Here is a 14990-nt window from a genome sequence, read left to right as displayed (position 1 = left end):
TCCCGCGTGCAGTCGGGAAACGAGAAAGTACATCTACGGAACTCGCTATTGGAGTTTTGTTTTCTCTCCTCGCTGCGACATTCGTGTCGACGTCCGTGCAGAAGGATATCGAGTCCGTCTTTGACCGATGAAGAAACGCCTCGTCGAGGTGCAGGGTCAGTCGAACGAACGTCATCGACCGGATGAGAGGTCCAATCTTTGTGCACGAGGTGCGGCGATCGGTGCATTGACGGCGGGACAATCGGTCGCGGACTCGGCGGGCAAGGGGCCGGGGGACGTTTCAACCGGGAGTTGCTTGCGGAATTTGAAGGGAACGCCGACTTCGGGCGGAAGGCGCGAACCCGAGAAGCGGACTTCGGACGTCGTCTGCAGTGCCGGGGCGGAGTGTCGCAGATCCGCAACGTCAATATGTTAGGCGCGCAATGCTGTTGCGGGCAAACCGCTGGCACGGCATGGAATTTGCCGCTAAGCACTGACCGAATTGTCGTCGATTGAACGGAGTAAGGCCATTCCCATGCAAGATCCCGCCCCGAATGTCATGTTTCTGGTTGAGGTCGTGAATTGCAATGACGGGATTGCATCCTATTGCGAGACCCTGGCCACGGGATTGCATGGCCGGGGCGTGCAGATCCACCTGGTCTCAGGCGCCGTGCGCTCGGACGAGAAGTCCGAATACAAGCGTCAGAAGCTGGCGGCGGCCGTCAAGGAATGGCACGTCGTTCCGGGACTTCGGAAGTTGCCCTCGCTGTCGATCTTCATGCGGCTGTTGAAGCTAATCCGGAAGAACAACATCACCGTGATCAACGTCCACGGGCTGGGCATGCTGATGTGGGGCAGGCTGCTGGCGCTGCTCACCGGCGCGCGCTGCGTTGCGACCTATCATCCCTCGGTGCTCGGGAACATCGAGAAGGTCCAGAATGCGCCGCAATCCACCTTCAGCCCGGTCCAGGTCCTGTTCTTCAACCTCTTCTTTCCCCACACCCTCATCCTGATGTCGGAGGAATCGCTCCGGCATCTGCGCCGCTACGTGCTGTTCGGCAAGAGCCGGATCGCCAAGGTCTATGGTGGCGTCGACACGGTTCACTTCCGCCCGCCCTCGGATGCCGAGCGCCGCGATGCGCGCGCGAAATTCGGCGTCGCCGACGGTGAGTTCATGTGTCTGCTGGCGGCCCGTCTCGCCTGGGTGAAGGGCCACGATCTCCTCATCAAGGCGGCGCGCAAGATCCGCGACAGCGCCAGTTCTTCGCCGATCGACATCAAATGCTACTTTGTCGGCAGCGGCGGAGCCGAGCGCGAGAAGGAAATCAAGTCGTTCGCCTATGCCGGCGAGAAGGACAAGGACACCTTCAAGTTCCTCGGGTTCATGGGTGACGTCCGCGAAATCCTCTGGGCCGCCGACGTGTTCGCGCTGCCGAGCCGGTTCGAGGGATTTCCGCTCGGCGTTGCCGAGGCCATGGCGACGGGCCTCGTTCCGGTCCGGACCCCGGCGGGCGGCGCGACTGATCAGATCATCCAGGGCCAGACCGGCTTCATCGTGCCGTTCGAGGACGTCGACGCGCTCGTCGGTGCGCTCGAGAAGGTGGCCGACCCTGCGATGCGCGCCGCGCTGTCGCGCAATGCTCTTGCGCGCGCCCAGCAATATTTCGGTGTCGGGCCGATGGTCGACGAGACCCTCAGAATCTACGGTTTGACCGGCGATACCAGCGGCAACGCGCTGGCTCACGCGGTGAAGGCCTAAATCTTAACTGCGTGCGGAGGCCAGCAGATCGCCTCGCCACGTCACCAGAACGACGGCGAGGCCGGCAAAGACGATCTTTCCCGCGAGCCAGGTCAGGGAGTCCGACGGAGCTGCCGCGAGCATCGCGATCGCGGCGGCCGCGACGGTCGCTTCCAGGATCAGCAGCGCCTTTGGCGCCGCCCTGAACCGGATCAGCGGACCGCTGGCGAAGAGGATGATGAGCGCGGTGGCCAAGGCCGCGCTCGCGATCTGTCCCGCCACCGATATGTGAAGCAGCGCGCCGATCGAGGACGCCGCCGACACCAGCAGCAGCTGGCACGCTGCGACGACCACAAGCCTCATCGCCGATTTGGTCAGATGCGGCACGATCGCGAGCGTGGCCTGAAGGTGGGTGTGGAGGAAGTAGAAGATCGCCGCGACCGGCGCCGCGTTGAGGAAATCGACCAGCAGATCGGCGGGCACGAACAGATGCGCCGCGTCGGGCAGGAGGCCGATCAGCCCGCCCAGCATCACGATCGTCGCGCAGAGGATGAATTCGAGCATGCGGGCGGTGGCCCTGCGCGCTTCGCCGTCGACGCCGCGCTCGAACTGGACCACGACATTGGGATAGCAGACGGTGTGAATGGCGGCCACCAGGACCGAGAACGGTCGTTGCAGGAGGTCGATCGCCATCGAGAAGCCGGCCGCTCCGGTCGATGCCCGGCCGAGCGTGGCGATCACGATCAGGCGCAAGGTGACGGGTACGGAGAGATGAATGACGGAGGCGGCGGCAGCCATGATGCCGTAGCGGCAGAAATTGCCCCAGTCGGTCAGCATGGCGTGTCGCGACGCGCGCCGTAGCGAAGTGCGATGCACGACCAGGCTCAGGAGAAGCACCGCGCCGTAGCTCGCGGCCATGCCGCACAGCGTCGCTGCAGCCGTGCCGTGGAGCAGCGCGCCCGCGACGGCGCCGGCCAGAAGCACGCTGGCACGCAGGATCAGGAGCATGGACGCGGTCCCCAGCCGGTCGGACACGCGGACGATCATGAAATAGAGGTCGGTGGCGCCTTGCAGCACGGCCATCGCCAGCGCGAGGGCGACGACGCTCGTCTCGAGCGTGCCCAGTAGTCCCGCCACGCCGCCGACGAGCAGCAGCACCAGCGCGCTCAGCAGCCCGGCGCTGAACAGCGAGAACCGCAGGCGCGCGGCCTCTTCTCCGGAAGCTGCGGCAAGGAAACGAACGCCGGCCAGCTGCAGCCATTCGAACACGAAGACGCAGAACAACTGGCTCGTCGCCAGCGCCAGCGAGAACGAGGTGTACTGGGCCGGCGAGAGGATATGGCTGACGGCGAAGATCAGAATGATCGCGGACGCACTCTGGTAGATATAGCTGCCGAATGCGAGCAGGCTGATCATGTCAGGCAATGCGTGAGAAAGAACATGGCGGGATGGTTGAGGGCCATTGGCGGCATCTGCGTCGGAATCGGCTATGTGCGAGGCGTGCCGCGGCCGCGCGTGAGCTCGTCGTAGACGTTGCGATAGCCGGCGACGACGTCGTCAAAAACCCATTTGTCGATGCCGGACTTCAATCGCTCCCTCATCTCCACGATCTGCTGCGGCGCTTCGATGATCGCCGAAATGCTTTTGGCGATCGAGGCGGGATCGGGCGACGTCAGCCAGCCGGTCACGCCGGGCTTGATCGCTTCCTGAATGCCGCCGAACGGCGTGCCGAGCAGGGGTTTGCAGGCGGCCTGCGCGTCGGCCACGACGAGCGGGCAGGGATCTTCCCAGACCGAGGGTACGACCACGACGTTCACCTGTTCGTAAAACTGCTTCGGCTGTACGAAGCCGAGAAATTCGATCCGTGCATTCGGAGCGAGCGCCTTGAGCTGCTTCTGCTGGCTCTCGGTTGTGTGGCCTGCGATGACGAGCCGAAACCGGTCAGGCGGAATCGTCGCGATGGCGCGAACGAGATTGTAGATGCCCTTCTCTTCGGTCAGGCGTCCGATGAAGCCGAACGTGACGGTGCCGTCGACCATCGCGGCGTCTGCGTTGCCGACGTCGGCGGTCGAGGCGTTTCGAATGACGATCTTCAGCGGTGTCTGCGTGAACAGGCCGAGCTGGGTATGGATGTCGAGAATGCGCTGGCTGACGCCGACGACGGCGTCCAGATGTCGCGTCGCCCCGCGACGGCGAAGGGTCAGGATCTGACAGCTCATGCAGCTCGACTCGCAGGCATGTCCGTCCGAGAAGCGCGAGCAGCGCGGGCAGGTGAGATAATAGTCGTGAAGCGTGTGCAGGACCGGAATGCCGAGCTCGGCGGCGGTCCGCCACACCGCGGTCGTCAGGCCGGAGAGATTGTTCGAGTGCAGGATGTCGGGCTTGAAGGCCTTGATGCGCGCCGCAACGAGCTCCGACATTGTCTGCCAGTCCTCGATCGCGTGCCAGATGCCGCGCACCGGTGAGCTATGCTGTTTGGCGAAAGGGAAATAGATGTTGTGTACGGGCGCCGAATACACGTCGATGCCGTTGCAGGTCTCCATCTGCTGGTTCGATGCGGACGCGGCTCGTATCACTTCCACGCCGTCGTTCTGCCCGACCAGGGTCTCGGCGAGGCGGCGGACGAACGTTTCCGCGCCCCCGACCACTTTCGGTGCCAACGGCGTCGGATAGAGGGATGACGTGATAAGGATCTTCATCGAAAAGGTCTGTCCAGCTATCCTGCCAAATGGCTTTGCTGAAATCTCCGTTTCGGCTTATTGCCGGTTGGTTCGATTGTTGTTCAAATAGACGTCCAAATATTGTCCTGTCACTGAATCGGCCGAAAACCTCTCGGCAAATCCTGGCTGCGGAGGCCGTGAGACTTTCCAGTGTGACCTCTCGTTGACGGCCTTCAGCATCAATTCTCCCAGTCGCTTATGATCGCTGGGCTCGTAGGACCCAACCATATTGGAAAACCCCGCGATCTCGGGAATCCCGCCGGCCGTCGAGCAAATCGTCGCCCGGCCGGCGTTGATGCTTTCGATCAGTGTGCGCGGCAGCGGCTCCGGCCAGACCGAACTCACCAGGCAGACGTCGATGCTGGCATAGAATTCAGCTGCCTTGGCAAAGCCAAGCCATTCGACCTTCTTTCCGCTGCGGCTTTTTAGCCCCCGCACGTAATCCTCAAGCCCCTTTCCGGCAATTTTCAGTTGCCAGCCCTCGTCCGGAAGCTGCTCGGCCGCCTTGAGGACTACCTCGATACCTTTTTCAGCCTCAAGCCGCCCGATGAACCCGAATATCAGATCATTCGAGCTCGAAGCCGGTGACGGCACCACGGAGCTTGGATCGGCGATATTGAAGATGACGCGGCCATCGGTGCCGGGGAAATATTTCAGCCTGGTGTGCTGGTCGAGCACAAATTGGCTGTTCGAGACCACCGCATCGACCATACGCGAGGCCAGCAGATAAGGCGACGTCATGGCGGCGCAGACGGTGCAGCGCTGCGCGCATGTCGCATCGCCCCGAAACAGCGTCGAGCGTTTGCAGAGCAGGGAATAGTCGCGCAGGGTGTGCACGATCCTGATGTTGCGCCGTTTGGCTTCCGACCACAGCGAAACCGAGAAGCCCGTGAGGTTGTTGGTGTGGACGACGTCGGGCTTCTCGATGTCGAGAATTTCGGCGAACCGCGCCGCGGATTTGCGATTCCATGTGTCCTTGAGATGCCACTTCAGGCGCTGGACCGAGGAGGGCTTCCTGTCGTTGCCGAACGGCCAGTAATCGTTGTCCATCGGCACGCGGTATACGCGCACGCCCCTGAGTTCGTCGATCGCACGTTCCTGCTTGTTCTGAAGGCAGACCACCGACACCTGATGGCCGCGCTGGACGAACGCCTCCGCGAGCAGCGACACAGACACTTCGGCGCCCCCGATGATCTCGGGCGGATAGAGCGTGTTAACGATCAGTATTTTCAAGGATAGCCTCGGATTAGCAGCCCGCCGCAGCGTCAGTTCGATGGCCGGATCTCGAAATCCGGCACGGCCGTGCCCTTGACGCTGACAAGCAACGGCGTTGTCGACAACGCCGTCCAGGCGCCGGCGGCGGGGCCCGGCGCTTGCTGACATACATAGCTGATCTCGGCATTAGGTTCCGCATTTTTTAATCGAACTTCGAAGCGCTTCGACGCAGTCTCCGACCAAAGCGCGAGTTTCGTTTCCGATCCACTGTCACTGCGAATCTGCACGACGCCGGGCGCCGGCGTGGTTCGCGTTGCCTTCAAGCTGGTGCGGATGAAGGCCCAGCTTTCGCGAATGGAACACACGGCAGGCTTCGGCGAATTGTCGAAATGATAAATGCCGAAATTGTCCTCCAGTTCACCAGGCTTCGTCCCACTGTCCTTCAGCTCATAGAGCCATATCCCCTTGAGCCAGGGACCGGCGGTCGAGGCCCAAAGGATGATCTGCGCCATGTTGTCGGCGGCGAGCTGCTCGGTCACGCCGCATTTCGCGCTTGGTGTCGGCCAGCCCGTTTCGGTCAGATAGATCGGATAGTCGGGATTGCCGGTCGCCTGTGCGACGCGTTGATGAAGATTTTGCAGCCGTTCGATCGCCTCGGCTGCGGTCCGCCCGGCCGGTGACAGGCAATGGTTGTAGATGTGAATGGACATCCCGTCCGCGATACGAAGCAGGTCGGTCTTCAGCAGGGCGTCGGTCCATTTCCAGCCTGGATCGTCGCCCAGCGCTCCGACCACGAAGGGCGCGGATGGCGCCGCCTGCTTGACCGCGGGCTGCACCGATCGGGCGAGCGTCACATAATTTTCGACGGTGAACAGCGGCTCCGCGCGGGCTCTGAGATTGTACTCGTTCCACAACTCGAAGATCGGCTGCCGTGATGCGACCGCTTGCGCGGCTGCAGCGGCATAGGTGACGAATCTCTGGCGCGCTTCGTCGGTCGTCGGCGGATCGGAATTCGGGACGAGATGATGGCCGGTCCCGAGAATGAGCAGCGGGATTCCGACGCCGGATCTGATCTGGGTCTCGAGGCGACCGTTCAGGGCATTGAAGCCGAGTCGCTTGCCGGGCAGCTCGAAATCCGACCAGGGGAAGTCGTCGCGGAACGAGGTGACCCCCAGCTCCTTCATCTGCTTGATGGCGGTCGCGGGCACATAGCCGCGGGCGCTGGTGACGCCGCCGAGGCCCTGGTGCGTGCCGACGCCCAGCAGGAAGCGCTGATCGAGCGGCTGCGCATTCTGCGCGTCTGCAGGATATGAGAGGCCGGCCGCGACGCAGAGCCCGCACATCAACATCCGGAAACGACGCAGGGCGCGTTTCCTGCTTTGCTCGGTCACGCTCGTGTCCACTCCTGCTCGCGTCAACCCGACAAGGCTAATACTCTTCTGTGGCCCCAATGCGGTGGGGCCGCCTTGTCTGCGCGCTCGTCATTGAGCGCGCTGAGTTGGGCTATTTGGAGTTCACGACCACCGAGCTGATGTTGTCCGCGTTGGTGGTTGCCGCGTTCAGCGGGTTCATGAGCTTGATGAATTCGATCGACGGCGATTCCGCCACCGAGATCACGTCGTGATCGCGCATCCTGAACGTATCCGCCTGGAACCAGCCGTCCGGCTTGCTCATGTCGAACTTGTAGACGGCAGGGACCGACTTGGTCGGGAACTGGGATACGGCGATGCCGATCCTCTCCAGCAGCGGCTTGGGCTCGAAACGGTAGACGTAGATCGACTTGGAGTCCGCACGGGCGCCGTCGAGACCGCCTGCCTTCGCGATGGCTTCAGCCAGCGACATGTTGTCGTTCTCGAACGAGAAACGACGGTTGTTGGTGCCGCCGATCGATCCCGGCGACGGCGTCGAACCGAACACCATGTAGACGCGCGGAATGCGGGTCAGGAAGACGACGTCGCCCGGAGCGAGCAGCGCGTCCTCGTTGGGGTTGTGCACGACCGAGGACATCGTCTCGCTGTAGGTGCGGCCCTCGCGCTTGATCGTGATCGTGCTCTCGTAGGACGGATATTTCGGGCCGCCGGCGCGCGCGATCGCGCCCATCAGGCGGATACCGCCCGGATCGACCGGGAAGCGGAGCGGCGAGTTGACTTCGCCGAGCACGCTGATCTGGTTGCCGCGCTGTTCCGCCACGCTCACGACGGCCTGCGGGTCGATGGCGCGGTCCTTGAGACGCTCGCGGATGATGTTCGACACGGCGCGCGGCGTCAGCCCTGCGACCTTGATCGATCCGGCGTAGGGGATGTTGATGTTGCCGGACTGGTCGACCTGCTGTCGCGGAATGTCGACGAAGTTGCCCGGCCGCACCCCTGCTTCGCGCGGAATGAACAGGCCGCCTGCCTGCGCTTCGTACACGGTCACGGTGACGATGTCGCCGATGCCGATCGTGACGTCGCGGTAGTTGCCGCCGGGGAGGCGGGAGAACACCATTCCGGCGGAGTCCGTGAACGCGTTGGTCGCCTGCAGGATCGCCGGATTGACCGGCATCAGGGCATAGGCGAGCGGCGCACTCGGTTCGGTGATCAGCGCCGCATTTGTTTGCGTTGCGACGGCATCAGGAGCGTCTAACGGAATGAAGCTACCGCAACCCGACAAGGAGAGGCTGATCGCAGCAACGGCCAGGATTCGGCTAATACCGAAATCAAAATCAAAACGTTCGGTCTTAGCCACCACTATTCCCTCGCACTCATCTAAAATCGGAATCACCGTACAAATCCCGTGCTGCGGAGTCACTGCTACGTCTTCGACTTTATGGTAAAGCACTTGTGGCTGTGACCTTATTGCCACTTGTGAACGTGGATACACGCCGAAATCTCTGTCCAAAATTTGTGCGGAACATCCTCTTAAATAAGCAGTTCGTAAACCAGACATACACGTGTCAGATCGATGTCACGATTGGCATCGCGATCGAACCAATGAGCAGCGCGCGGCGACGGACTGCAGATGCGACGGCATTGTCGCGAGATGACATCGCCATAAACTTCAAGTATTGGATCCCGTCCTGAGTGATCCTGCGTTGTGTTTTCGTCGTCCTGCGGCGGGCATCGCGCCCGAGCGGACGTTCTCGCCGGGTCATCGGACCAATTTTTCTGCAACGGGATTCCACCTCCGTTAACGCTTAGATTTGGAAGCTGGCGTCACGCTGGCGCCCGTAAGGTCTTCCTAATCCTGATCCGGCTAGTGGTCGGCCAAACAAAAGGAAGGCGAAGACGATGTTGCACACCGGATCACTGCTGTTCGCTGCCGGCTTTCTCACCTGCGCGATGATCGTCGCATCGGCCATTGCGTGGTCGTTCTCCGATAACCGTGTGAATGATGGCGAGTTCGCGCAGGGCGATGTCCGCCGGCTGGCCTGATCGGCCTGTTGCTAGGGTCGCAGATTGTTCGGCAAATCGGACTGCAACTTCGCTTGCTGCCCGGATTCGCTCATCCGCACATGCACGACGTCGGCATAAACCTGACTGAGCGTGCGGTGGGTCTGTTCGATGTCGTAGAGGCGGGTGAAACGCTCATATCCGGCACGGCCGACCGCAGCGAGGTCGAGCCTGGTTGCGCGTTGAAAACCTTCAACCAGCTTTTCAGCCGAGACTTCGTCGCATAGCACGCCCGTCGCATTGTCTTCGACGATTTCCGGCAGGGCGCCGATGCGGAAGGCAATGATCGGCTTGGCCGCCCGCATCGCCTCGATGGCGACCAGGCCAAACGCCTCCCAGCGCGAGGGAATCGCGACCATGTCGGCCTGGTCGAGCTCGGCTTCGATCTGGTTGCGGTTCATCCAGCCCAGAAACGAGACGTTGGCGGGCAGGTCGCTTCTGCGGAATTTGCTGACGACCGAGGCGCCGATCAGGCGCACGTCGAGCTTGTCTCCGAGTGCGCGCGCCGCCTCGATCAGGAGATCGTAGCCCTTCTGACGGTCGAGGCGCCCGATGAAGAGGACCTTGATCTTCTCCGATCGCCATTGCGCTGCGCCCTTGTCGAGCGCAGGACGCTGCTTGGAAATCCCGTTGTGCACAAGAACCAGGCGATTCGCCGCGATTCCGACCTGCTTGGCGTCGGCCTGCTCGCTTTCCGAGATGCAGACGATGCGATGGGTGAATTTCGACAGCACCAGCTCGGTGAACTTCGTCACCTCGCGGCTGAGGCGGCCGGTCTCGCGGCCGAAGGCCCAGCCGTGCGGGCAATAGACGATGCGCGAGCGCCGATAGGTGAGCCAGAGCACCGGGCGCACCACGAGCCCGGCGAACGACGAGTGCAGGTGGATGATGTCAGGACGAAGCTGCCGGACTGCGCGCATGGTCGCAAACAGCATGCGAAACAGGCCGACCGCGTTGCGTCCGTCGCGCGGAAACGTGGTGACCGCGTCGTCCTCGATGTTCACCAGGTCGCTGCGATGGTCGGAGGGAACGACATAGTTGACGTTGCCGGGACCGAAGCTCGCGCTCTGGTGCGGATGCAGCTCGTTGAGGTAGGTCGCGATGCCGCCACGGACCGTTTCGGCGACATGCAGAATCTTCAGGCCGCTGGACAACGGTCATTCCTTCCTTGTCTTGAAGGCGCCAGATACTGGAGACGCCGGATCTTGCAGACGCACGTCTAACCTCGCTAAGCAGCAATAATCGGGCCGCGTCATTGTTTCGCACGGTCGGATGTGGATCGGGATGCCGGTTTGGCGAGGAATTCGAGCATCGCTGCGGCAGACTTGGCCCAGGAATATGTCATAAGGCGCTGCCGCTGCTTCTCCTGTTCCATCGGCGAGATCCTGCCGAGTTCGATTCTTTCGCGCATCCGTGCCGACAGCTGGTCCGCGTTGAGCGGCTCGAAATAGACGGCGGCATCGTTGCAGGTCTCGCGCACGGCGTCGGCGGAACTCGCGATCACCGGACAGGCGAAGAACATCGCCTCCAGGGGAGGCACGCCGAATCCCTCATAAAGGCTCGGAAACACGAATGCGGCGGCCCGGGAGAACAGCGCGGCAATCTCCTCGTCCTTCAGGCGCCCGGCGATGATGACGCCGGACCTCGATTCCGTGGCCGCGCCTCCGAACACCTTGCTGTTATCGCCTCCGACCACGACCAGCGGAAAGTCGGCGCGGCCAAGCTGCTCGGCGGCGCGAATGGCCGTATCGACATTCTTGTTCTTCGTCATCGAGCCGACGAAGAGGAAGAATTGATGGGGCGCAAGACGCAGCTTGTCGATGATCGAGAAGTCGGGCGCGACGGTCGCGAAATGTTCCGCGCTGTTCGCAATGACGGGGATCGAAGCCGGATCCAGCGACAGAACCTCGGCAAGTTCGTTGCGTGAAAACGCCGAAACTGTTGCGATCGTTGCGGTGCGCGCCAGCAGATGGCCGAGCGTCCGGTGCAGGGCGAGGTAGCGCCAGCTGAAGAAGTCCGGCCGCCGGAAAACCTGCGCGTCGTGAATCACGACGAGATGGTCGCGGTGGAGTACGGGGCCCGAATTGGCGAGGCTGACGAGACGGGTGCCGGCCGCGGCGCGCGCCAGATCGATCTGGTCCCACGCGTGGCCCTGCAATGATCCGATCTGCTTGATGGCGATGCGGCGAAGACCTGGAAGCGTCTGCGCATTCGGCGGCGCAAGGATTTGCCACTCTGCATCCAGCAGTTGCCGCGGAGCCTCTCCGCTCGCGAGCAAGCGGTCCATCGCCTTGACGATCTCGGCGGCGTAACGCTGCACGCCCGTGAGCGATTGTGACAGGAACCTGCCGTTGATGGAGAGTTTCAAAGTCGATCTTTTTCTTTGCGGGTTCTTGCGCGGACAATGCCCGAAGACTGAGCATCAGGCGCCGAATATACGTTCTATGACGTCTAGCACATGTGACGCTATCGTCCGAGCATCCTTGCAGGCGGATAGCATGCGATGGTGCATGACGCCATCATGTTTCCTACACATTTCGATGCGCTTACATGGGCCGAGTGATTTGATGATTGTCGTGACTGTCCAAACCTTGCCTCTCATGTCCTGGTCTGGCAATGCTCCGCGGAATGAACGAGATGACAACCTTGCGGCCAGTGATCGTTACCGGCGCTGCCGGCTTTATCGGAATGCATGTTTGTGAACGGCTGTTGGCACGTGGCGAGCGGGTCGTCGGCATCGATGCAATCACTCCGTATTACGATCCCGCGCTGAAGCGTGCGCGTCTCGCAACGCTCGAACACCATCCAGGGTTCAAATTCCACAAGATCGATCTCGCGGACTTCGCCGCCGTGACCCGTGTCTTCGACGAGGTCTCGCCCGATCGCGTCGTGCATCTGGCGGCGCAGCCCGGCGTGCGCGCGTCGATCGACGATCCCATCACCAGTATCCGGGCCAATTGTGACGGCTTTGTCACCGTGCTCGAAGCCGGCCGGCGCCATGGTCTGGCGCATCTCGTCTACGCCTCGTCGAGTTCGGTGTATGGCGCCAACCGCACCTTGCCGTATTCGACCGAGCATTCGGTGAACCATCCGGTCAGCCTTTACGCCGCAAGCAAGAAAGCCAACGAACTGATGGCGCATACGTTTGCGCATGTTCACAAGCTGCCGGTGACCGGGCTTCGCTTCTTCACCGTCTACGGCCCGTGGGGCCGGCCCGACATGGCCGCCTATCTGTTCACGCGCGCGATCTTCGCGAATGAGCCGATCAGGATTTTCAATAAAGGCGACATGTGGCGCGACTTCACCTATGTCGACGACATCGTCGAAGGGGTGATCCGCACTCTCGATCGGCCTGCGGCGCCGAATCCCGCGTGGAATGCCGAGCGGCCGGAAAATTCGTCGAGCTATGCGCCGTATCGCGTCTACAACATCGGCAACAACAGGTCGGTCAACCTGATGGAGTTCGTCGAGACGCTCGAGAAGATCATCGGCAAGCCGGCGATCCGCCAGCTGTTGCCGATGCAGGCCGGCGACGTCCTGGAGACGCGCGCCGACATTTCCGCGCTCCAGCGCGACGTCGGCTTCTCGCCGTCGACGTCGATCGCGGATGGCCTCGGCCGCTTCGTCGAATGGTATCGGAAGTACCACGGCGTCTGATCCCGCGGGCGGCGGCACCTGCGTGTCGCCCGGGAACGCCGGCTCTTGGGCCGTTTCTTGTGCTGGTTCTTGCGCTTTTAACGGCCGGCGGCCTTGTCAGCGGGCGCGAACGGTGGTTATCCCGTCCCTCTGAACCTCTTTGACCCCGAACCAGGCGCGGGCCCATGGCTGAGCGGATCATGGCTGAGCGGATCGCTCTCATCACCGGCGTGACCGGTCAGGACGGCGCCTATCTCGCCGAATATTTGCTGTCGCTCGGCTATGTCGTGCACGGCATCAAGCGGCGCTCGTCCTCGTTCAACACCGCGCGCGTCGATCACCTCTACCAGGACCCGCATGTCGGCAACGTGCCGTTCCTGATGCACTATGGCGACATGACGGATTCGACCAATCTGATCCGCCTGGTGCAGCAGATCCGGCCGACCGAGATCTACAATCTCGCCGCCCAGAGCCACGTCGCCGTCAGCTTCGAGAGCCCGGAATACACCGCCAACGCCGACGCCATCGGCGTGCTGCGCCTGCTGGAAGCGATCCGCATCCTCGGCATGGAGAAGGAGACGCGGTTCTACCAGGCCTCGACCTCCGAGCTCTACGGCCTGGTGCAGGAGATCCCGCAGAAGGAGACGACGCCGTTCTATCCGCGCTCGCCCTACGGCGTTGCCAAACTCTACGGCTACTGGATCACGGTGAACTACCGCGAAGCCTACGGCATGTTCGCGTCGAACGGCATCCTGTTCAACCATGAGAGCCCGATCCGCGGCGAGACCTTTGTGACCCGCAAGATCACCCGCGGCGTCGCCCGTATCGAGGTCGGGCTGGAACAGACGCTCTATCTCGGCAATCTCGAAGCCAAGCGCGACTGGGGCCATGCCAGGGACTATGTCGAGGGCATGCACAGGATCCTGCAGGCCGACAAGCCCGACGATTTCGTGCTCGCCACCGGCGAGATGCGCTCGGTGCGCGAGATGGTCGAGCTGTCCTTTGCCCATGTCGGCCGCCGCATCGTATGGCGCGGCAAGGGCGTCGAGGAGACCGGCGTCGACGAGACGAGCGGCAAGATTGTGGTGAAGATCGATCCGACCTATTTCCGTCCGACCGAGGTCGATCTCCTCGTCGGCGACGCCAGCAAGGCGCGCGAGGTGCTCGGCTGGACGCCGAAGCGCAGCTTCGCCCAGCTCGTCGAGGAGATGATGGCGAGCGATCTGGCCGAGGCAAAACGGGACGCTGGCAGTGGCAAACGCACCGTTTGAGCTGAAGGGCAAGAGCGTCTATGTCGCCGGCCATCGCGGCATGGTCGGCGCCGCGCTGGTGCGCCGGCTGGCGCGGGAGGACGTGCATCTCGTTACGGTCGACCGGCGCGAGGTCGATCTCTGCAACCAGGCCGCCGTGTTCGACTGGTTCGCGAAGACGCGGCCGCAAGTGATCTTCCTCGCCGCGGCCAAGGTCGGCGGCATCGTCGCCAACGACACGCTGCGCGCCGAGTTCATCTACGACAACATCGCGATTGCGGCCAACGTGATCCAGGCCGCGCATCAGAACGGCGCCGAGAAGCTGATGTTTCTGGGCTCGTCCTGCATCTATCCGAAGCTGGCGCCGCAGCCGCTGCGCGAGGATTCGGTGCTAACAGGCCCGCTGGAGCCGACCAACGAGCCCTATGCGATTGCCAAGATCGCCGGCATCAAGATGGCGGAGGCCTATCGCAGCCAGTATGGCAGCGACTTCATCAGCGTGATGCCGACCAATCTGTACGGCCCCGGCGATAATTATCACCCCGAGCTGAGCCACGTCGTCGCCGCCCTGATCCGGCGCTTCCACGAGGCAAAAGTCGCAGGCGCGAAAAGCGTCATCGTGTGGGGCACCGGCACGCCGCGGCGCGAGTTCCTCTATGTCGACGACATGGCGGATGCCTGCGTGCACCTGATGAAGACCTATTCGAGCGCGGAGCTGGTCAACATCGGCACCGGCGAGGACATCACCATCGCCGAGTTCGCGCGCGTCGTGGCCGCCATCGTCGGCTACGGCGGCGAGATCGGTTTCGACACCTCGCGTCCCGACGGTACACCGCGCAAGCTGCTCGACGTCAGCCGGCTCGCCAAGCTCGGCTGGCGCGCCACAACCTCGCTCGAGGATGGCGTGAGGCGCGCTTACGAGGCGTATCTGTCGCATACGTAGAATGCAACCAATGCATGTCGCGTATTTCAGGAGATGACCGCAACGCCTGTCACGCGCGGCGGTTAAGGTTTATTCGGT

At 62.5% G+C, this 14990-nt stretch carries 12 protein-coding genes; 5 read left to right on the top strand and 7 right to left on the bottom strand.

Translation table 11 applies throughout. From position 1 onward, the window contains the following. Window positions 1-514 precede the first annotated feature (514 nt). On the top strand, window positions 515-1738 hold the full coding sequence (locus BJ6T_RS35955) for a glycosyltransferase family 4 protein (protein WP_014497508.1): 1224 nt from the start codon (window positions 515-517) through the stop codon (window positions 1736-1738). Between the two features lie 3 nt (window positions 1739-1741). Here the strand turns inward: BJ6T_RS35955 and BJ6T_RS35950 are convergent, their stop codons facing one another. The 5 genes from BJ6T_RS35950 to BJ6T_RS35930 all read right to left on the bottom strand — a co-directional run bounded on the left by BJ6T_RS35950 (window position 1742) and on the right by BJ6T_RS35930 (window position 8379). Continuing rightward, a complete protein-coding gene (locus BJ6T_RS35950; RefSeq protein ID WP_014497507.1) occupies window positions 1742-3133 on the bottom strand; it encodes a hypothetical protein in 1392 nt (463 codons plus the stop codon). Between the two features lie 71 nt (window positions 3134-3204). Further along, window positions 3205-4416 (bottom strand): glycosyltransferase family 4 protein, encoded by a 1212-nt coding sequence (locus tag BJ6T_RS35945; protein WP_014497506.1) that lies wholly within the window; start codon window positions 4414-4416, stop codon window positions 3205-3207. A gap of 57 nt (window positions 4417-4473) precedes the next feature. Then, the gene (locus BJ6T_RS35940; protein ID WP_225895013.1) at window positions 4474-5820 is read right to left on the bottom strand and encodes a glycosyltransferase family 4 protein; all 1347 of its coding nucleotides are present in this window, start codon (window positions 5818-5820) and stop codon (window positions 4474-4476) included. Then, a complete protein-coding gene (locus BJ6T_RS35935) occupies window positions 5703-6995 on the bottom strand; it encodes a glycoside hydrolase 5 family protein (RefSeq protein WP_014497504.1) in 1293 nt (430 codons plus the stop codon). The genes BJ6T_RS35940 and BJ6T_RS35935 overlap by 118 nt, the downstream gene beginning before the upstream one ends. Window positions 6996-7155: 160 nt before the next feature. Then, entirely contained in the window at window positions 7156-8379 is a 1224-nt protein-coding gene (locus BJ6T_RS35930; protein WP_232208449.1) for a polysaccharide biosynthesis/export family protein, read from the bottom strand. A gap of 542 nt (window positions 8380-8921) precedes the next feature. On the opposite strand from BJ6T_RS35930, the gene BJ6T_RS47650 reads away from it, so the two are divergent. Then, on the top strand, window positions 8922-9065 hold the full coding sequence (locus BJ6T_RS47650; RefSeq protein ID WP_014497502.1) for a hypothetical protein: 144 nt from the start codon (window positions 8922-8924) through the stop codon (window positions 9063-9065). 11 nt (window positions 9066-9076) lie between these two features. On the opposite strand, the gene BJ6T_RS35925 is transcribed toward BJ6T_RS47650, so the two are convergent. After that, a complete protein-coding gene (locus BJ6T_RS35925) occupies window positions 9077-10237 on the bottom strand; it encodes a glycosyltransferase (protein ID WP_014497501.1) in 1161 nt (386 codons plus the stop codon). A gap of 98 nt (window positions 10238-10335) precedes the next feature. Further along, window positions 10336-11451 (bottom strand): glycosyltransferase family 4 protein, encoded by a 1116-nt coding sequence (locus BJ6T_RS35920; protein ID WP_014497500.1) that lies wholly within the window; start codon window positions 11449-11451, stop codon window positions 10336-10338. Between the two features lie 269 nt (window positions 11452-11720). Between BJ6T_RS35920 and BJ6T_RS35915 the strand changes: the two genes are divergently transcribed. The 3 genes from BJ6T_RS35915 to fcl all read left to right on the top strand — a co-directional run bounded on the left by BJ6T_RS35915 (window position 11721) and on the right by fcl (window position 14912). Further along, a complete protein-coding gene (locus BJ6T_RS35915) occupies window positions 11721-12740 on the top strand; it encodes an NAD-dependent epimerase (RefSeq protein WP_038937298.1) in 1020 nt (339 codons plus the stop codon). Between the two features lie 179 nt (window positions 12741-12919). After that, window positions 12920-13990, top strand: a complete 1071-nt coding sequence (gmd, locus tag BJ6T_RS35910; protein WP_043900451.1) for a GDP-mannose 4,6-dehydratase — start codon at window positions 12920-12922, stop codon at window positions 13988-13990. Beyond that, a complete protein-coding gene (gene fcl / locus BJ6T_RS35905; protein ID WP_014497497.1) occupies window positions 13971-14912 on the top strand; it encodes a GDP-L-fucose synthase in 942 nt (313 codons plus the stop codon). The genes gmd and fcl overlap by 20 nt, the downstream gene beginning before the upstream one ends. The last annotated feature ends 78 nt before the right edge of the window (window positions 14913-14990 follow it).

The organism is Bradyrhizobium japonicum USDA 6 (assembly GCF_000284375.1).
In the GTDB taxonomy this organism is placed as follows: domain Bacteria; phylum Pseudomonadota; class Alphaproteobacteria; order Rhizobiales; family Xanthobacteraceae; genus Bradyrhizobium; species Bradyrhizobium japonicum.
This window is presented reverse-complemented; position numbering and strand designations above follow the sequence as displayed.